We start from the raw sequence: 19317 nt of genomic DNA, 5'->3' as shown, positions 1-19317 counted from the left end.
CTTCTCCTCTGAAGAAGTACGAGGGCTGAAGGCTTCTCGAGCGCCCGTTGCTACACGCCGTAGCGGCGGGCGTTCACCGTATGCTCGGATGTCCGAATCTGAGCATGTGCGGCGGTGCAATGCAGGCATTACCGGGGAAGAGTAAAATGGGTGCTTGTGCCCATGCACCGAAGACGACGGGTGCGGAGGCGGCCGCCGGGCTGCCGGTCAGACAGTTACCCGCCCGTATATTGCGATGGATGCACACCTGACAGACGACCTACTAGCATGAGGAGACGGCGATGCAGAGCCTTGCAACGGTTACCACCGTTTTCGCCTTCGTGGCAATCGCAATTCACATCTACATCTGGGTTATTGAGTCCTTCCTCTGGACCAAGCCCAAGGGCCGTGAAATCTTCGGCATGACCGAGGAATTCGCGGAATCCACCAGGGAAATGGCGGCTAACCAGGGCCTGTACAACCTGATGATTGCGTGGATTGCGGCAACCGGCCTGCTGGCTTTCTGGTTTGGTTCCCCGCAGGTTGGCGTGGCTCTGCTCTTCGCGGGCCTGGGCGCCATGGCTATCGCCGGCATCTACCTGTTCCTGACCTCCCCGGCTAAGCGTAAGCCCGCGTTGATTCAGCTGGTTCCGCCGCTGCTGTCCCTGATTTTCCTCTTCGTGACCATCCGCTAAGACCTGTCGGGCTCGCAGAGGAACGCTAATCTTCAGGCCGCGCGCTGCATCGAAAGATGCGACGCGCGGTTTTTCTATGCCCTCCGCGGTCGCGCCACGGCTGATCGCACCATGGGTGTAGAGGCGCGGCTAGTTGAAGAGGCCTGAGCATCCGCGCCGGTGCGAATCGAGCAGATGCGCATCCACCATGCCCACCGCGCACATGAGCGCGTACGCGGTCACCGGCCCCAGGAAGACCCCACCCAACGCTTTGAAAGACTTGGCGAGCACCGCGGACTCGGCGGTATCGGTTGGAATCTCCTCCAGAGTGCGCGGTGCAATGGTCTCGTTCGGCGCAAAGGACCACAGCCATGCGGGGAGCCCACCCGGAACGCGCGTACCGTCGGGTAGGGTGCGCTCGCGCATCCGTTCCAGCTCTTCAATGCTTAGCGTTCGGCCCCGGCGACGAACCGTGCGCGGTACCTCGGCCTGTGGAGGTTCGGTGCGGCCCGCCTCGTTGGGTGCGGAGGAAGATGCGATGAGGGGGAGCGGGATACCCTCGGCGGGAAAGCTATCGGAAGCTTCGGCCAGCTCGCGCATCTGCAGGGTGAGCTTGGCGTTGGAAATTACCGCCCGAATCTTGCGTTCGTTGCGGATAATGTCCCCATCCTCGAGCAGTCGCGCAACATCTCGCTCGTTAAAGAAAGCCACACGCTCGGGGTCGAACCCCTCAAAAGCTCGTCGGAAGGCCTCCCTGCGAGCGAGAATCGTACGCCAAGAGAGACCCACCTGGAACGCTTCGAGGCTGAGAGCCTCGAAGAGCCCGCGCTCATCGGTGACGGGAACGCCCCACTCCGTGTCGTAGTAGTCGCGCAGGAGCTCATCGGTGACCCACGCGGGGTAGCTCGGGGAGCTCTTGGCGGTGACGTTATTGGGAACCTGCGAAATCATGATTGCTCCTCTCTGAGAATCTCGGTCAATTCGCGTGCCCCGAAAGTTATTCCGGAGATATGTTCTATTTAAACACTAACGCTCCGCGCGGTAATTTCGCAAGTATATTCGATGCAGTGTTGTGTGAGGGCTTGGAATCGAATACGAGTGCAGGAATATGGGTAGGCAAAAAGGGTGGGATGCCCACCGATAAGCGGTGTACATCCCACCCTCTGCGCGGATTCTTTCTTCAGCCCTGTCTCGCCCGACGAACGCAGCTGGCGTTAGAAGAGCCGCGCCTCCCGCACCTCGGCGGGCTCCTCCAGAGCCAGCAGGAAACGCTTGCGGTCCACGCCTCCGGCGTAGCCGGTCATGCTACCGTCGGCACCAACCACGCGATGGCAGGGGATCATGATGGAAATCTTATTGCGGCCCACAGCCTGGCCCACCGCTTGCGCGGGGGCTCCCGGACCCACGGCCCGCGAAATGGCGCCGTACGTGGTGGTGTACCCGGCCGGGACGGTCTTTAGATGCTCCCAGACGATGAGCTGAAAGTCCGTGCCCTCCGGGTCGAGAGGGAGGTCAAAGGATGTGCGCTCGCGGGTGAAGTACTCGTCCAGTTGCGTACAAGCCAGCGCGAGTAGCTGTGCGGCGGCGTATTCGCCGGCCGGTTCGTCATCTTCCACCGTGCCGTGTTCTCGCAGGTAGGCCTCATGATTTTCGATGCGTGTGCCCAGCTCGTGGGGGAGAGGGAAGTGCTTCTGCTCCTCGTACCAGAGGCCCGTGATGGCGTCGGCCTTGGCCGCGATGTAGAGCGTGCCGACGGGGCTGTCGTACCGGGTGTACCATCGTGCAGTTTCCTCTTCCTCCGAAGCCGGCGGCGCGATGTGCGGGGGCTGAATCTCGGCGGGTGGGTTTTCGACTGACGGGGCTTCACCCGTTGGGAGATCGGCGGGCTGGGGATCCTGCGAGTGCGGGGATGCGGTCGCTTCGGTCATGGTCTTCCTCGGTGGGCTTGCGGGCGCGGTTAAAGGGCGGTGCCCCTCCATCCATCATAGGGGAGGGGCACTTGTGCGCCGTCATCCTAGTGCTCGGGCTGCGCATCCTTATGCTCGTGGTGCAGGTGCGGCAGGTGAGTCGAGTGCAGATCGTGACCGAGCACGTCGTGCGCATCGGGGTCCTCAACGGGGAGCACATGCGAGTACTTAGAGTAATAGCGGTAGATGGCGTAAGCACCAATCACGCTCAGAACAATAGCCACGCCAAGGGCCCAGGGTACGGCCGCGGCGGAATAAATCAGCGAGAAGATAACGAGTAGCCAGGATAGTGCGGCGGCGAGAACCGAAACGTTCATGGCGATAATGGCAAGCTTGCGGCGACGAACATCGACCATGGGTGGCGCGGCCTAAGCCGCTTCCTCCTTTCGGGAGCCTATGCTCCGCTACGGTAAACATCGGTATGCATCGTGTGCGCGCCTATCGTTATCGATGACCATGAGCGCGCCCCTATTTGCTGATATATCCATTGTACGGCGCTTTCAATAGACAGAGAAGGCGGGCAACGACGGGCCGTTGCGGCAGTCCGTATCGCAAGATGAAGGCGGAATGTTTGCCCGGGGTGATGCCGGCCGGGCGGTTAAAGACCCGTCCGCCGCGGCGTACGAGACGGCGCGGCGGACGGCGATAGGAGCTGTACATGCAGCAATAGCGCGAACCGGTGAATCCAGCGGGGAAACGCATGAAAACCATGCAAAAGACCCGTGCGACACTGACACCTCACGAACAGCGCAGCATTATGTAATCACCGGAAGATGCTACATCTACATTCACTAACGTTACAACGGCATTGAGAGTATTAGAAATTGCCTTGCAACAAACGCTAAACGCTACGTCATAAAAGGTCTGGCGCTGAGGCACTGGGACATCGGCCGCTCTCTCGGTCCTAGGCCCCAGTGCGGGGTGCCTTCCACAGTTGAAAGGGTATGCGAAAGGGCCGGGCACCCGTAGCGGGTGCCCGGCCCTAGCACATGCTTGAGGGAAAGAGCGCTAAACGAACGCCAGCGCTCCAGATTGATTAGGCAGTCGGAACGTCCTCGTCAACCCACTCGAGGGTGCGGGAGACAGCCTTCTTCCACAGACGGTACTGGCGCTCAACCTCGGCGGGCTCCATGGAGGGCAGCCAGCGCTTGTCCTCAGCCCAGTTGTCCACAACGTCCTGCTCGCCGCTCCAGAAACCAACAGCGATACCTGCAGCGTATGCTGCGCCCAGAGCGGTGGTCTCAACAACCTTCGGGCGGATTACGGGAACGCCGAGGATGTCAGCCTGGAACTGCATGAGGAACTCGTTAGCGGTCATGCCGCCGTCCACGCGCAACTCGGAGAGCTCAACACCGGAGTCAGCGTTCATTGCGTCCAGAACCTCGCGGGTCTGGAATGCGGTTGCTTCCAGCGCCGCACGCACGATGTGTGCACGGTTCACGTAGCGGGTCAGACCAACGATGACGCCGCGAGCGTCGGAACGCCAGTGAGGTGCGAACAGGCCGGAGAATGCGGGAACAACGTAGCAGCCGCCGGAGTCCTTGACGGAGGTGGCCAGTTCCTCAGACTCTGCAGCGTGCTCAATCATGCGCAGGTTGTCGCGCAGCCACTGGATCAGGGAGCCGCTCATTGCGACCGAGCCTTCCAGAGCGTAGACGGGTGCTGCATCGCCAATCTTGTATGCGACGGTGGTCAGCAGACCATTGTTGGAGAAGACGGGCTCGTTGCCGGTGTTCATGAGCATGAAGTTACCGGTACCGTAGGTGTTCTTCGCCATGCCCTTCTCGAAGCAAGCCTGACCGAAGGTTGCAGCCTGCTGGTCGCCGAGGATACCCGCGATGGGGGTGCCGCTGAGCAGACCGGTTGCGCGACCGAAGCCGTACACCTCGGAGGAGGACTTGATCTCGGGCAGCATGCTCATGGGGATACCCATATCTGCAGCAATCTGCGGATCCCATTCGAGGGTGCGGATGTCCATCAGCAGGGTGCGGGATGCGTTGGTTACGTCGGTGACGTGCACGCCGCCGTCAACACCACCGGTCAGGTTCCAGACCAGCCAGGTGTCGGTGTTGCCGAAGAGCAGGTCGCCGCGTTCTGCGCGCTCGCGTGCGCCTTCAACGTTGTCCAGGATCCACTTGATCTTGGGGCCGGAGAAGTAGGTAGAGAGGTTCAGGCCGACGATGTCGTGGTACTTGCCAACGCCCTCTTCGCCTGCGAGCTCTTCAACGATTTCCTGGGTGCGGGTGTCCTGCCAGACGATTGCGTTGTAGACGGGCTCACCGGTGTTCTTGTCCCACACGACGGTGGTTTCGCGCTGGTTGGTGATGCCGACTGCAGCGATTTCGTGGTGGTTGACTTCGCCGTTTGCCATAGCCATTGCTACGACCTTACGGACGTTCTGCCAAATTTCGGTTGCGTTGTGCTCGACCCAGCCGGCCTTGGGGAAGATCTGCTCGTGCTCGAGCTGGCCCTGAGCCACGTTCTCGCCCGCCTTGTTGAACAGGATCGCGCGGGAGCTGGTGGTGCCCTGGTCGATGGAGAGGATGTACTTGCGTTCGACGTTGAGGGTTGCGGAGTGCAGAGAAGTCGTCATTGATTTTTCCTTAGAACAAAAGAACGGGGGTATTAGAGAGGTTTAGAGGGGCAGAACTGCCGGAACGATCAGGCCTGCGAGGATAGCGCCGATGATTGGGCCAACAACCGGAACCCATGCGTAAGACCAGTTGGAACCGGTCTTACCGGGGATGGGCAGGAAGGTGTAGGCGATACGGGGGCCGAGGTCACGTGCGGGGTTGATAGCGGAACCGGTTGCGCCACCGAGGCTCATACTGATGGATACAACGACCAGGGCAACAGCCAAGGGGCCAGTCTGGGCGGGGGTCTTACCGGATGCGATGATCCAGCCAATCAGGACGAAGGTGCCGATAATCTCGGTGAGCAAGTTCCAGCCGTAGGACTTGATGGCGGGGCCGGTTGCGAAGATGCCGAGGCGGTCGCCCGGGTCCTCATCGAAGTGCTTCTTGTAGGTGAGGTACGCTCCGGTTGCGCCGGCCATTGCGCCGAGCATCTGAGCGATGATGTACAGGGCGATGTTGCCTGCGGTTGCGGGAACACCGGTTGCCAGGTCGCGGCCTGCGGTTGCCAGGCCGACGGTCACTGCGGGGTTCAGGTGTGCACCGGAATGGAAGGAGAGGTACACGGCGGTGAACACTGCCAGACCCCATCCGAAGGTGATAACACCCCAGCCTGCGTCCTTAGCGTAGGACTTCTTGAGGGTCACTGCGGCGCATACGCCGGCACCGAGCAGAATCAGGATGAAGGTACCGAAGAACTCGGAAGCGAAGATTCCGAGGGTGGTGGGGGCGCCGGATGCATCCACGAGAGCGGAAGAGCCGGCTGCAAGTACAGTTCCTGCGGAAGCAAGAAGAGACATTGATGCTCCTTGAAGACGAAGCGTCTGGAAGGCAAGCGAACCTTTGCTTGCGCATTCCCGTGCGTCCTCACCGCACGGGCGGATCGGGGCACAACGCTGTGCTGATATACGTAGCGGATTGCTACGAACAAGTTGGTAAAAATGGGGTAAGAAGCAGAATGTATCTGGGGAACGGACCCGTTGATGGGTTTCTACTTCTTGAGTTGGGGTTTTAGTAAGGGGAATATCGTAACGGTTACCTCACCTTTCGTCCTCCCCTGACAGGATTTGGACTAGTCCATGCCCTGTGAGGGGAGGGCGGCAGGTTCGTACCGGGTGAACCGGTTACGAGGGGTGTGGAATCTCTAGCGATTAGAGCTTGATGCGGGGACCAACCGCGGGGACGGCCTCAATCTTGGCCGAAGCCTCGGCGTCGGTGGAGGTGGACTCCGCCTCGCGGATAGCCTGCACGCGTGCGGCGTAGAGGTCGCGCTCTTCCTTGACCTTCTTGTCGTCCCAGCCGAGCTCGGCACGCATGATGTCGAGGATTTCGTCTGCTGCTGCCAGGCCGCGGTCGCGCTGCTCGAGGTCGAGGCGTACGCGGCGGACCAGCACGTCCTCCAGGTGCAGGGCGCCTTCGTAGCGGACAGCGAAGACGACGTCTGCACGCAGGAACTGGGGTGCCTTAGCCAGGGGAGCACCGAGGGAGGGGTCAGCGTCGATGAGAGCGCCGAGGTCCTCAATCTGCGCGCCGTAACGCTCGAGCAAGTGGGTGATACGGTCCTCATCCCAGCCGTAACGCTCTGCGTAGCGTGCACGGTTAGCAGCGATTGCGTGGTAGCCGTCTGCACCGACCAGGCCGATGTTGGCGGTCACGGAGGGGTTCTGCTTAGCCTGCTCGCCCAGCGCGAAGTCGACAGCGTCGGCAGCCATGACACGGTAGGTGGTGAGCTTGCCGCCTGCGATTGCGCTCATGCCGGGTGCAACCTCGGTCACGGTGTGCTCGCGGGAAACCTTGGTGGATGCTGCGCCGTCCTTTACCTTGGGCTGCAGCAGCGGGCGCAGGCCGGTGTAGGTGCCGATGATGTCTTCGCGGGTCAGCGGGTTAGCGATCAGCTTGTTCGCCTGCATCAGCACGTAGTCGATGTCCTTGCTGGTGGCGACGGGGCGCTCGCGGTCCTCGGTGTAGGGGGTGTCGGTGGTACCGATGATCCAGTAACGCTGCCAGGGGATGATGAAGAGAACAGACTTTTCGGTCTTGGTGAAGATACCGCTGGTTGCGTTGATGCGGTCGCGAGGAACCACGATGTGGATACCCTTGGATGCGAGAACCTCCAGGCCTGCATCGGGGTTAGCCAGGGACTCGGACTCTTCGGTCCACACACCGGTTGCGTTGATGATGTGCTTTGCGCGTACGTTCAGGCGCTCGCCGGTCTCCAAGTCTGCCAGCTCTGCGCCGATGACGCGGCCGGATGCATCCTTGGTGAAGCCGACAACCTGGGTGCGGGATGCAGCCAGTGCGCCGTAGCCTGCAGCGGTGCGGACGACGTCGATGACGAGGCGTGCGTCGTCAACGCGTGCATCGTAGAACTGGATTGCGCCGCTGAATGCGGAGTCCTTGATGTCGGGGAAGACGGCCTTGGTGCCGGTCTTGGTGAAGTGACGCTGGGAGGGGACGCCCTTGTTGCCGCGGGAACCGAGGAATGCGAGGGTGTCGTACATGCCGATGCCGATTGCGGAGTATGCGCGCTCGATGACGGGCATCTTCAGGGGCCACAGGAAGGGCTGTGCGTGCACCAGGTGGGGTGCGATCTTGTTCAGCAGCAGGCCGCGCTCGGTCAGTGCTTCGGTCACGAGCTTGAAGTCGAGGTTGTAGAGGTAGCGCAGGCCGCCGTGAACGAGCTTGGAAGACCATGCGCTGGTGCCTGCAGCCCAGTCGCCTGCTTCGACGATACCGGTGCGCAGACCGCGGGTTGCTGCGTCGAGGGCAATGCCTGCACCGGTGATGCCGCCGCCGACGACCAAGATGTCGAGTTCTTCGTTGACCATGCTCTTGAGCGCCTTGGCGCGGGACTCGGCGGTCAGCTGAGACTGCTGTGCAATGTGCTGGGAGCTCATGTACTGCTCTTTCCTGTATTGCCGCTTGTGCGGCGTGGGGGTTTCATCTTGCATTTAGTAAAACCCAATGGTGAAATAATAACCAAGCAGTATGAACGGATTTTCACTGGGGGTCTGTGGCAGATGAACGAACGCGCTAACCATACCTATGAGGCAGCGCAGCTGTACTACATCCACAACATGACGATGGATGCTATCGCGGCTCGTCTGGGAGTCTCCCGCGCCACTGTATCGCGCCTCCTTAAAAGTGCTCGTGAAAGCGGCATGGTGCAGATCCGTCTAGATGATTCCTTCCGCGCCCGTAGCGAGCTTGAGCGCCGCATCGGTGAGCGCTATAAGGTGCGCGTTACCCTCGTGAATGTCCGTTCGGACGCCACCCCCATTGCCCGCATGAGCCAGGTATCCCGTACTGCGGCGGCTCTACTTGATTCCCTGGTTGACAATGGAACGAGCCTGGGTGTGGCGTGGGGTTCAACGATGACTGAGATTTCTCGTCATCTGCCGCGCCGCCCGCTGAAGGGCGTGACTGTGGTGCAGATGAACGGTGCCGGTAACGCTCACCATTCGGGCATTCCGTACCTGGGTTCCCTGCTGGGGCAGCTGGTGAATGCCTATGATGCGCAGACTATCCATTTTCCGGTTCCCGCGTTCTTTGACTATGCGGACACGAAGACTGCCATGTGGCGTGAGCGTAGCGTGCAGAAGAATCTGCATGCCCAGCAGAATGTTGACCTTGCTATTTTTGGCGTGGGTGCTTTTGGCGGACCTATTCCTTCTCACGTGTATTCGGGTGGCTATTTTGAGGTGCAGGAGCAGCGTCAGTTGCGTGAGTTGGGCGTTGTGGGGGATATGTGCACGATTCTTCTGCGTGAGGACGGCTCGTGGGCTGATCTTGAGTTGAATAAGCGTGCGTCTGGTCCGACTCCGAAGGAGCTGGCTCGTATTCCGCGCCGTATTTGCGTTGCGTCCGGTACTCACCGTGTGCGTGCTTTGCGCGGTGCGTTGCGTACGGGTGCGATTACCGATTTGGTTCTTGATGATGCCCTGGCAAAGGCGCTCATGGAGAAGTAGCTAAAAATAATCGCCGCGGGTATGAGAGCCCGTAGTGATGGGTTAAAGGGGCACCTTGATCTGAAAGGGTAGTGCTGAGAGTTTTCCTGGTGAAGCTCTCAAGCGCCGCCTGAACAATGTTTCAAGGTGCCCTTTAGTGTCGTCAAAAACTGTTTTCTGACCCTACAATGTGAAACGTTTGCGCATGTGAAAGTGCATATTAGTGCACTCCATTGAATCCAATGAAGGTGTGCGCCACTCACCGTTAGAAAGAACCAACCATGACCCCCACCTATAACGCCCAGGCGAATCCGCACCTGGGCGCACCCGGCATTACCACGATGCACGGTGATGCCCAGTCCTCTGACGCTACTCCTCTTGCCGGCCCCGGCGCTGGCGACTGGAAGATTACCGGCACGAAGCTCGGCGGCGCCTGCCCGACGATCCTTGCCGGACGCGACGGCTTCATTCAGGTGCTCTGCACCCAGGTCTTCGCCCACGGCGAGTTCATCACCCCGAAGCTCTCTATCCTTGACCCTCATACCGGCCGCGAGCTCTCCCACTTGGACATCCCGAAGGGCGCGCTGCTCGGTGGTGTGTATGCCTACCTTGACGCGCAGGACCGCATGGTTCTGGTGGATGGCTCTCAGTGCCTGCTGCGCCTCTCCCACTCTGCTGACGGACGCAGCATCCGAGTTGATGAGCGTATTGACCTGAGCCGCATGCTCGCCCAGAGCGCCAATGACGCTGTGGTTGGCCTGGTGCCCGACTGGTCCGGTCGCATTTGGGTTGCCACGAAGAACGGTTACATTGCGGTGATTGACTCTGCCCGCGGCACGATTCGTTCTATGCGTCTGAATAAGGCGTCGATTGCTGGTGAGCGTATCGATAACTCGATTTCGGCGTGCCCGCAGGGTGTGAGCGTGGTGACCTCCCACGCGATTTATATGCTGAACGCTACCGCAACCGGTGCCCCCGTCCTCAAATGGTGGCATGCCTATGACCGCGGTAGCGCCCGCAAGCCGGGTAAGCTCGCGTGGGGCTCCGGTGCCTCCCCGACGTTCTTTGGTCCGAACGGCTCCGATTACGTGATGCTGACCGATAACTCTGATATTCAGGAGTCGGTCATTGTGTACCGCACCAATAATGGCGCGAAGGTCGGTAGCGCCGGCCTGTTTACTGCCGGTACCTCTGGCACTGAGAACTCCATGATCGGTGTGGGTAACACGATGGTCGGTGCAAGCACCTACGGCTACCCCTACCCGAAGTACCCGGAGGGCGCCGGTCCGTCGGTGCCTGCGAACGCGCTTTTTGCTCCCGGTATGGAGCGTTGGGATATTACCGACCGCGGTCTGCGTAAGATTTGGGATCGTAAGGATGTGTACTCTTCGGCTGTTCCTCGCTATTCCGCCGCCGACGGGCTGATTTACACCTGTGAGCGTCGCCGCGGTCCGGCTGGTTTGGCGAATGGCGCCTACGCGTGGGCTGTCGCGCTGGACATGGAAACCGGTAAGACGATGCACGAGCAGCGCCTGCCTCAGCACGTGAGCCTGCTGCTTGGCGGTGGTGACACCCTGCAGATGGTGGGCACGATTGACCGTTACGGCACCTGGTGGCAGGGCACGATTAGCGGCGTGTACCGTATCGCGAAGGCTTAGGGGAGTAGAAAATGACTAAGAATAATCTGATGAACGCTTCTCGCCGTACCGCGTTGAAGGTTGCGGGCGCTTCGGCTGCCCTCGTGGCTGGCGGCGTGAGTGCTGCGGAGGCGGCAACTCGTTCGGGCGGTAAGCGCGCTCGCGTGAGCCCGGTGACCCAGCGTCCTGGTGGACAGCGTGGCGGGCAGCGCGGCGGCGGTGGACAGCACGGTGGCGCGGCGAGTTCTGCGCTGATGCAGGTGCCGATGCGCTATAACGAGTCGTGCATCCGCCTGGAGTTGAAGGCAACGTCTGGTGTGCAGGCTGTGTCTATGCAGAGTCAGCCGGCGCGTACTGTTGCTTTCCGGAATTTGCCGACTCGCCTGAGCATTATTAACGAGGGTAATTCGACGCTGCCGGTGGGTACTCGCCTGATGGTGCGCGCTCGCGCGCAGGATCCGAAGACCGGTTTGTTGTTGAATCCCGCGGTGACTCTTCGTGTTACCTCGGGTCAGGCGGTGTTGCCTTCGGGTATCCTGGGCGCTTCGGCTTTGGTGGCTCCTGTGGATGCTCTGAATCTTGATGCGGTGCGCCGTAGCGAGCAGACCGGTCAGGCTGGTGCCGGTAGCGAGAATGTTCTGGAGTTGCGTACCGCTATTCCTCGCGGTCATCGCCTGGATGTTCAGCTGAATTATCAGGTGGCTTCGGGTGTTGCCGGTTCTGCGTTGAAGCAGGTTCATGTGAGCGCTGTGCTGGATATGACGGCAGCCGGTTTGTCCTCTTCGTTCTACGAGGTGCAGAGCCCGGCTGTGGTGGCTTCGCTGAACTAGCAGTTAAGCTGGCTCCTATGGCTCCTACGAAGGAGGGGCACGGCGGGGGAGTAGCTCCGCTGTTGTGTGCTTTTATACCTCTATATATAGGCGCCTGTTCAAAAAGGCATGGTGAAAGGTCGGGGTCGTTCGTGGGAACGGCCCCGACCTTTGTGTCGTCTAGCGCGCCGGCATGGGTGGCGGCTGATTTTTCCTATACGGTTTCGGTCTTTTCGTGTTCGCCGAATGCTACCTTGACCGCGTGGTGCAGTGCTTCGCGCACCATGGCGATGGCGGGGTTGGCGGCGGACTCTCGGCGTACGGCGGTAAAGATTTTGCGGCAGGGCTTGCCGGGTAGCTCTACGATGCGTAGCCCCTCGGTGGTGGAGAGGGAGGAGAGGATGAATCCGGGCACGATGGTGACGGCGAATCCTGCTTTGACGAGGTTGGAGTTCGTAATCATGTCATTGGCGCTGTAGCGGATGACCGGCTCGAATCCTGCGGTGCGGCACTGGTTGAGCGCCCAGCTGCGGGAGGTGTTCTGTTCCATTTCGAGAACCCAGGGCAGTGCGTGCGCTTCCTCGATTGAGGTGATGGTGGAGGTACTGGGCACGATGAGACTGAGTGGGTCTTCGGTGAGCAGTTCGGAGTGTAGTTCGGGGTATTCGGGGATGTGGTGGTGCGGGTAAGCTTCGGAGAGCACCATGTCGTATTCGCGGCTTCGGGTTAGGGAGGTGCCGGTTTCGGGGTCGATTTGCAACACCTGCAGGGTGAGTGCGGGTGCGTGTTCGGCAAGGTAGCTGAGGGTTTCCGGTAGCAGTGCGAAGGCGGCGGACTGGAAGATGGCGAGGCGTACCATGCCAGCCGGTTCGCCGGTGAGGTTGGCGACGGAGGTTTGCATGCGGTCGAGTTCGCGCAGGATGCTGCGGGCGCTGTCGACGATGATGAGTCCGGCGCTGGTGAGCTGTACGCGCCTGCCGATGCGCTGCAGCAGCGGGGTGCCGGTTTCTTTTTCGAGGGTGGCGATTTGCTGGGAGACGGCGGAGGGGGTGAGGCTGAGTGCTTCGGCTGCGGCGATGACGGTGCCGCGTTCTTGGATTTCGAGGAGCATTTGCATGCGTCGGATATCGTAGATTGACACGTTTTTCCTCCCTGGTGCGCCCGGTTGTTCGGGTGGGTTGTGCTCCCGAACTCTTCCGTGGCGCGTCTCTCATCGTGGACTCTTGTCTATGGTACCGCGCGGGCTTTCGGCCGGCTCTTTTTGAGACGCTTGAAGTGGGATGGTGGCATGTTGGCTTGTGTAGCGAGTATTTTCGCGTTGATGGGATGATCCTCGGGGGTGAAGATGCTTCTGGGAATGGTTTTGAGGTGTTCGTTTGTTGCGAAATGGGTTCGATATTTGCGCTCTGAAAGTGCTAGCCTGAGAGGGATGGATAGCGATGTCGCTACAAACTTCACCTCGTCTCTTCGAGCAGGAGGTTCGTAAGGGGCGCGGGGTGAAAACCTCACCGCACAATCATTAAGAAAATCTAAATGAATTTTGGAAAAAACATTCAGTTTTTCTAATGAGGTATTTATTACCCTTTTGTGGTGAAATAGAGACATCGCCAAACGTGGTGTGCACCGCACACAGTAAGATAGTTAGGAGTCAAGGATGACCCATCCTTTCGCATCTGAGCACTACCAGAAGATGGCTCTGGAAGCTCGTCAGCTTGTTCGTCAGTGGGTAAACGAGTCCCAGTCGATCAAGCCCACCTTCGCGGCTGAGCAGCTGGCAGGCGTTCTGAAGGACCCGAACGGTCTTCCCTTCACCGTCGGCTTCGTCGATGGCGTGATTCGCCCCGAGGATGACAACGTCTCCGGTCGTAACCTGTCCCGCATCGCTGGCCTGGCACCTTCCTTCCTGCCCTGGTACATGAAGTCCGCTGTTGGCTTCGGCGGCAAGCTGGCTGGCAAGGTTGCATGGCCCACCGTTCCCGTTGCACGTCGCGTGCTGCGCGAGATGGTCGGTCACCTGATTGTTGACGCTTCTGAGGAGAAGCTGGGCGACGCTATCGCAGAGCTGACCAAGACCGGTAACCGCCTGAACGTTAACCTACTCGGTGAAGCAGTTCTGGGTGACAAGGAAGCAGAGCACCGCCTGGCTGAGACCAAGCGCCTGCTGGCACGTGACGACGTTGACTACGTCTCCATCAAGGTGTCCGCAGTTTCCGGCCCCCACCAGCACTGGGCATTCGACGAGGTTGTTGAGACTGCTGTTCGCCGCCTGACCCCGCTGTACGAGCTGGCTGCTTCTTCCTCCCCCAAGAAGTTCATCAACCTGGACATGGAGGAGTACAAGGACCTGGACCTCACCATTGAGGTATTCACCAAGATCCTGGACCAGCCCCAGCTGAAGGACCTGGAAGCAGGCATCGTGCTCCAGGCATACCTGCCCGACACCCTGGCTGCAATGCAGCACCTGCAGGAGTGGGCTGCAAAGCGCGTTGCTGCTGGCGGCGCAGGCGTCAAGGTCCGTCTGGTTAAGGGTGCAAACCTCTCCATGGAAATCGTGGAAGCTGTTATGCACGGCTGGCCGCTGACCACCTGGGACACCAAGCAGGCTGCTGACACCAACTACAAGCGCGTTCTGGACTACGCACTGCGCCCCGAGCACGTGAAGAACATCCGCCTCGGTATTGCAGGCCACAACCTCTTCGACGTTGCTTTCGCACTGCTGCTGTCCGAGGACCGCGGTGTTAAGGATCGCGTCGAGTTCGAGATGCTGATCGGTATGGCTGAGCAGCAGGCAGAGATCATCCGCCGTCGCGTTGGCCACCTGCTGCTGTACGTGCCCGTCGTGAACCCCAAGGAATTCGACGTTGCTATCGCATACCTGATCCGTCGTCTCGAGGAGAACGCTTCCTCCGAGAACTTCATGTCCGGTATCTTCGACCTGGCAACCGACGAGTCCATCTTCAAGCGCGAAGAGGACCGCTTCATGCGTGCGCTGAACTCCGTCACCGACGAGGTTCCCGCATCCAAGCGCACCCAGAACCGTCTGACCGAGAACGAGGACAACGTCTTCGTACCGGCAGGCCGCTTCGAGAACACCCCCGACACCGACCCTGCACTCTCCGGTAACCGCGAGTGGGGCCGCGCAATCCTCGAGCGTTCCAAGACCACCAAGCTGGGCATCGAAACCCTCAAGGCTAACGAGCTGACCAGCGAAGCTGACGCTGAGAAGCTGATCAAGGAAACTGAGGAAGCTGGTAAGGCATGGGGCAAGCTCTCCGGCCACGAGCGTGCAGAGATTCTGCGCAAGGTCGGTAAGGCTATCGCACTGCGCCGCGGTGACCTGCTGGAGGTTATGGCAGCTGAGGCTGGCAAGACCCTGGAGCAGGGCGACACCGAGGTCTCCGAGGCAATCGACTTCGCATACTACTACGCAATGCTGGCTGAGGACCTCGAGAAGATCGACGGCGCAAAGCCCAAGTCTGTTGACCTGACCCTGGTTGTTCCCCCGTGGAACTTCCCGACCGCTATTCCCGCCGGTGGTGTTCTGGCTGGTCTGGCTGCAGGTTCTGCTGTCATCTTCAAGCCCGCAACCATCACCGCTCGCACCGGTGCCCTGATCGCAGAGATCATGTGGGATGCAGGCGTTCCCAAGGAAGTTCTGAAGCTCGTCAAGGTTGTTGACCGCGCTGCAGGTAAGCTGCTCATCTCGCACCCCGAGGTTGACCGCCTGATCCTGACCGGTGGTTACGAGACCGCTGAGCTCTTCCGCTCCTGGCGTGATGACCTGCCCCTGTTCGGTGAGACCTCGGGTAAGAACTCCATCATCGTCACCCCGAACGCTGACATCGACCTCGCCGTCAAGGACGTCGTCTACTCGGCATTCGGTCACGCAGGTCAGAAGTGCTCCGCTGGTTCGACCGTCATCCTGGTTGGCTCCGTTGCACAGTCCGAGCGTTTCCGTCGTCAGCTGATTGACTCTGTCAGCTCCCTGCACGTGGCACACCCGCAGGACATCGAGTCCGAGATGGGCCCCGTTGTTCAGAAGCCGGAAGAGAAGCTGCTGCGCGGTCTGACCACCCTCGGCCCGGGCGAGCGCTGGCTCATCCAGCCCAAGGAACTGGACGAGACCGGTCGCCTGTGGAGCCCCGGTGTTCGCGAAGGCGTCAAGCCCGGTTCCGAGTACCACATGACCGAATACTTCGGCCCCATCCTGGGCATCATGACCGCTGACACCCTGGAAGAGGCAATCGAGCTGCAGAACGCACCCGATTACGGCCTGACCGCAGGTCTGCACTCGCTGGATGCTGACGAGCTCGAGCTGTGGCTCTCCAAGGTCCAGGCAGGTAACCTGTACGTCAACCGTGCAATTACCGGTGCAATCGTTCAGCGTCAGCCCTTCGGCGGTTGGAAGAAGTCCACCGTTGGCTCCGGTACCAAGGCTGGTGGCCCCAGCTACCTGATCGCTCTGTCCGATTGGGAGCCCGCACAGGCAACCGCAACCGCTGTCACCCAGTCCGTGACCGTCCGCGAGACCCTGGCTACCATCGAGAACTCCGAGCTGGGCAAGCGCGAGGACTTCGCATTCATCAAGCGCGGTGTCTCCTCTGACGCACACGCTTGGGACACCGAGTTCGGCTTCGGCCACGATCCCTCGAAGCTGGGCGTGGAGCGCAACATCCTGCGCTACGTACCCACCCAGGTTCTGGTTCGTGCAGACGAGTCCGCATCCGCAGCAGAGACCCTGCGCGTTGTGCTCGCCGGTCTGGCAGCTAACGCACCGGTTGCTCTGTCCGTCGGTAAGGACCTGCCGGTCGACGTCCGTGGCGTCCTCGAGAACAAGGGCATCAAGTACGAAGTCAAGTCGGACGCTCAGTTCCGCGAGTACCTGGCTTCGAACGCTAAGACCCCGGTTCGCGCACTGGCTGGTACCCCGCTGGAAGGCACCCGTATCCGCTACATCGGTAACGATGAGAAGTCCCTCTACACCGCACTGGGTGGTCGCCCGGACGTTGCAGTGTACTTCGCACCCGTCACCGAGGCTGGCCGTATCGAGATGCTGCCCTTCCTCCGCGAGCAGGCTGTTTCGATTACCGCACACCGTTTCGGTAACCCGAACCGCTTCTCCGAGCGCGTCATTTCTTCCCGCTAAGGCGCTGTGAGAGTTTAGCTCTCTAGCCTAAGGCTCAGGGCCCTGCACCATCATGGTGTGGGGCCCTGAGCCTTTTGGTGTGTCTGATGGCTCCCTGCTGGAGGTGAGTAATAGGGGTGCTTCTAGGGCCTTGGGAAGGGGCGCTTGTTGAGCGGTTAGATAGGATAAGGAAAATATAGTGTCATAGAAGTGGTACGGGGGTGTTTGGACGTGCCCCGCGTTACTTCTTATGTGATAATTGGTGTAGGACGTTCCGTCATCCCACATACGGAACGACACCGTGCGCGGGACGGTCCGCGCTACGCAAGAACACACTGAAAGGACACCGCTGCTATGAGCAACGTTCCCGCAGAACTCTCGTACACTTCTGAGCACGAGTGGGTTTCCGCTCTCACCGCCGAGGGCACCGTACGTGTTGGTATTACCGACCACGCTCAGGATGCACTGGGTGACGTCGTCTACGTCGACCTTCCCTCTGTCGGCGATTCTGTAGCTGCTGAGGATAGCTTCGGTGAGATTGAGTCCACCAAGTCTGTCTCTGATCTTTTCGCTCCCATTGCGGGCGAGATTGTCGCAGTGAACGAGGGCCTGGAGGATGACCCCGCACTGGTTAACTCCGATCCCTACGGCGAGGGCTGGATCATTGAGATTCGCCCCGAGAACGCTGATGACCTGGCGAACCTGCTGGATGCAGAGGCGTACAAGGCTGAGCTGGACAAGCTCTAAGTCGATAGACTCTAAGACCTTCTATAGGCCTCGGATAAGAGGTATGTAGTGGTGAGACGGCGAGACCGATTGGTCTCGCCGTTTTTCTTTTAAAATGCACACAAACGCAAATAAACGGGCATCTTTAAGGTTCTTCGCGAGGGTTTATGAAGTCGTTGAAGGAGGGTGAAATAGTGCTAAACCCCAAGTGGGGGGCTCTTTTAGGTTAAATGTGATGAAAACTTCAACCATCGCGAGAAGATAAAATTTTCCTCGTAAAGCAGTCCAATATTTGGAGGGTATGTTTAGCTTTCGGGTTTCTTGCTAAAATTGGTACCGTTACTGCGGAATTGTGTTTGAATTTGTGGTTATTTTTGGGGTTCAGAAGGGCTTGAAATGACCCTTCTGAATAGCGAAATGCCTTGTGAGGCTATAAGATTATCTGGAAGGTTCACGGTTTATCATTTCGTGATAAACAAATGGGCCGATCTATCACACTCTCAACACAAGAAGCAAAGACAACCGGCACGAAGCGATACCTTTTCCTCGAAAGGGCGCACTACTCACTCAACTCGGTGCGTAACGTAATCGGCCGGTACATACCCGAAAGACATAGATGACCTCACGCATCGATGATGGCTTCAGCAAGTCTGAGGCCGCACTGGACAGCGCGGAGCACGGTGCCTCTGACCGTAACCCGCGCGAGGTGAAGAGCCGAACCATCGGTCAGGTTCTAAGCCAGCTCGACCTGGAATTCCCCGGGATCAGCGCCTCCAAGATCCGATTCCTGGAGGAGCGAGGCCTGGTGCATCCCAGCCGTACCGAAACCGGATACCGCAAGTACTCCCAGACGGATATCGAGCGCCTGCGCTACATCCTCACCATGCAGCGCGATCACTACATGCCGCTGAAGGTAATCCGTCAGCACCTGGATGACCTGGAGGCCGGTCGAGTCCTGAACTCCATGCCGACCACCGTCAGCGAGGAAGTCCTGGACAGCGTCCTCGGTACCAACGCACAGGAGGGCCGTACCTACACCCTACGCGAGTTGGCCGAGTACGCGAACACCACTCCCGAGCTCATCCGTGACCTGATTGACTTCGGTCTTTTGGAAGACGGAGCGGACCACGAGTACACCGACTACGACGTGCTGATTGCCCGCGTTAGCGCGGAACTGACCCAGCACGGTATTCAGCCTCGTCACCTGCGCGCCTTCAAGTCGGCCGCTGATCGCGAGATTTCCCTCGTGGAAATCGCCGTGGCCCCCCTGGCCTCCCGTCGCGATGCGGCGTCGCAGGCTCAGGCACAGGACCGAGCCGATAAGATTCGCAAGCTCTGCCTGCAGCTGCATGCGACTCTCGTCGAGTCGGCCATGCCTACTTACGAGTAGGAGGGCGACTCCGCGGCACGGATCCTCAAGGAGTCGGCCGCGACCGGGTGGTGTCATCTGCCCTTCCCCCGGGGATACGTCCTGTGTGGCGTAAGCCCGTGGTTACCGTCCGTGCGCGGGTGGTAACTCCCAAGATTTGGACGATGCCGCTTCTAAAACGCGGATTTCTACCCCTTCGTCCAACACGAAGAGCTTCTATACCAGGGGCTCCCGGCCTGCCAAAGGCTATTCACTTAACTCAGCGGCGAATGCGTGCCAGTCTCCGGATTGGCGCGCATTCGCTATTTAAGGCCGGGGGAGTGGAGGCGGAGGCCCGTAGGCTCGATACCCGACGAAGAATGGTAACTCGGTGGTAGCTTTGCCCTCGGGGCGGCCCGCGAGATTACCTGGGGCGGATATCGTGGGCTTGCTGTGGGGGGGGGGGGGCGGG

The 19317-nt window shown here is 59.8% G+C and carries 14 protein-coding genes; 7 read left to right on the top strand and 7 right to left on the bottom strand.

Annotated features, from left to right (window positions below; translation table 11 throughout):
• The first annotated feature begins 281 nt into the window (after positions 1–281).
• Positions 282–674 (top strand): DUF1304 domain-containing protein, encoded by a 393-nt coding sequence (locus tag HMPREF2874_RS04610; RefSeq protein WP_049332590.1) that lies wholly within the window; start codon positions 282–284, stop codon positions 672–674.
• A gap of 129 nt (positions 675–803) precedes the next feature.
• Here the strand turns inward: HMPREF2874_RS04610 and HMPREF2874_RS04605 are convergent, their stop codons facing one another.
• The 6 genes from HMPREF2874_RS04605 to HMPREF2874_RS04580 form a co-directional block, all read right to left on the bottom strand.
• A complete protein-coding gene (locus HMPREF2874_RS04605; protein WP_070649093.1) occupies positions 804–1604 on the bottom strand; it encodes a DNA-3-methyladenine glycosylase I in 801 nt (266 codons plus the stop codon).
• Between the two features lie 263 nt (positions 1605–1867).
• Positions 1868–2581, bottom strand: coding sequence for a methylated-DNA--[protein]-cysteine S-methyltransferase (locus tag HMPREF2874_RS04600; RefSeq protein WP_083309844.1), 714 nt, complete (start codon positions 2579–2581; stop codon positions 1868–1870).
• 86 nt (positions 2582–2667) lie between these two features.
• Positions 2668–2976: an N-acyl-D-glutamate deacylase gene (locus HMPREF2874_RS04595; RefSeq protein WP_070649092.1), complete on the bottom strand. Its 309-nt coding sequence runs from the start codon at positions 2974–2976 to the stop codon at positions 2668–2670.
• A 680-nt stretch (positions 2977–3656) separates the two neighbouring features.
• Positions 3657–5213, bottom strand: a complete 1557-nt coding sequence (gene glpK, locus HMPREF2874_RS04590; protein ID WP_070649091.1) for a glycerol kinase GlpK — start codon at positions 5211–5213, stop codon at positions 3657–3659.
• Positions 5214–5255: 42 nt separating this feature from the next.
• Entirely contained in the window at positions 5256–6053 is a 798-nt protein-coding gene (locus HMPREF2874_RS04585) for an MIP/aquaporin family protein (RefSeq protein ID WP_049332597.1), read from the bottom strand.
• Between the two features lie 351 nt (positions 6054–6404).
• On the bottom strand, positions 6405–8150 hold the full coding sequence (locus HMPREF2874_RS04580) for a glycerol-3-phosphate dehydrogenase/oxidase (protein WP_070649090.1): 1746 nt from the start codon (positions 8148–8150) through the stop codon (positions 6405–6407).
• Positions 8151–8273: 123 nt separating this feature from the next.
• Between HMPREF2874_RS04580 and HMPREF2874_RS04575 the strand changes: the two genes are divergently transcribed.
• From HMPREF2874_RS04575 to HMPREF2874_RS04565, 3 genes are all read left to right on the top strand, one after another.
• The gene (locus tag HMPREF2874_RS04575; protein ID WP_070649089.1) at positions 8274–9221 is read left to right on the top strand and encodes a sugar-binding transcriptional regulator; all 948 of its coding nucleotides are present in this window, start codon (positions 8274–8276) and stop codon (positions 9219–9221) included.
• 260 nt (positions 9222–9481) lie between these two features.
• Positions 9482–10858 carry a 6-pyruvoyl tetrahydrobiopterin synthase gene (locus HMPREF2874_RS04570; RefSeq protein WP_070635133.1) on the top strand — a complete coding sequence of 459 codons (1377 nt, stop codon included), beginning with the start codon at positions 9482–9484 and terminating at the stop codon, positions 10856–10858.
• Positions 10859–10869: 11 nt separating this feature from the next.
• Complete coding sequence (locus HMPREF2874_RS04565; RefSeq protein ID WP_070543367.1) at positions 10870–11667, top strand: transcriptional initiation protein Tat; 798 nt, start codon at positions 10870–10872, stop codon at positions 11665–11667.
• A 193-nt stretch (positions 11668–11860) separates the two neighbouring features.
• Here HMPREF2874_RS04565 and HMPREF2874_RS04560 read toward each other — a convergent pair whose 3' ends face one another.
• Positions 11861–12787, bottom strand: coding sequence for a LysR family transcriptional regulator (locus HMPREF2874_RS04560; protein WP_070543365.1), 927 nt, complete (start codon positions 12785–12787; stop codon positions 11861–11863).
• A gap of 513 nt (positions 12788–13300) precedes the next feature.
• Between HMPREF2874_RS04560 and HMPREF2874_RS04555 the strand changes: the two genes are divergently transcribed.
• From HMPREF2874_RS04555 to HMPREF2874_RS04545, 3 genes are all read left to right on the top strand, one after another.
• Complete coding sequence (locus tag HMPREF2874_RS04555) at positions 13301–16792, top strand: bifunctional proline dehydrogenase/L-glutamate gamma-semialdehyde dehydrogenase (RefSeq protein WP_070649088.1); 3492 nt, start codon at positions 13301–13303, stop codon at positions 16790–16792.
• Between the two features lie 333 nt (positions 16793–17125).
• Positions 17126–17518 (top strand): glycine cleavage system protein GcvH, encoded by a 393-nt coding sequence (gcvH, locus tag HMPREF2874_RS04550; protein WP_049337538.1) that lies wholly within the window; start codon positions 17126–17128, stop codon positions 17516–17518.
• A 595-nt stretch (positions 17519–18113) separates the two neighbouring features.
• Positions 18114–18887: a transcriptional regulator FtsR gene (locus tag HMPREF2874_RS04545; protein ID WP_049332614.1), complete on the top strand. Its 774-nt coding sequence runs from the start codon at positions 18114–18116 to the stop codon at positions 18885–18887.
• Positions 18888–19317 lie beyond the last annotated feature (430 nt).

Origin of the sequence: Rothia sp. HMSC068F09 (assembly GCF_001812775.1) — a bacterium.
Taxonomy (GTDB): Bacteria; Actinomycetota; Actinomycetes; order Actinomycetales; family Micrococcaceae; genus Rothia; species Rothia mucilaginosa_A.
Note: the sequence above shows the minus strand (reverse complement) of the source record. Positions and strands in the feature narration are given on the sequence as shown.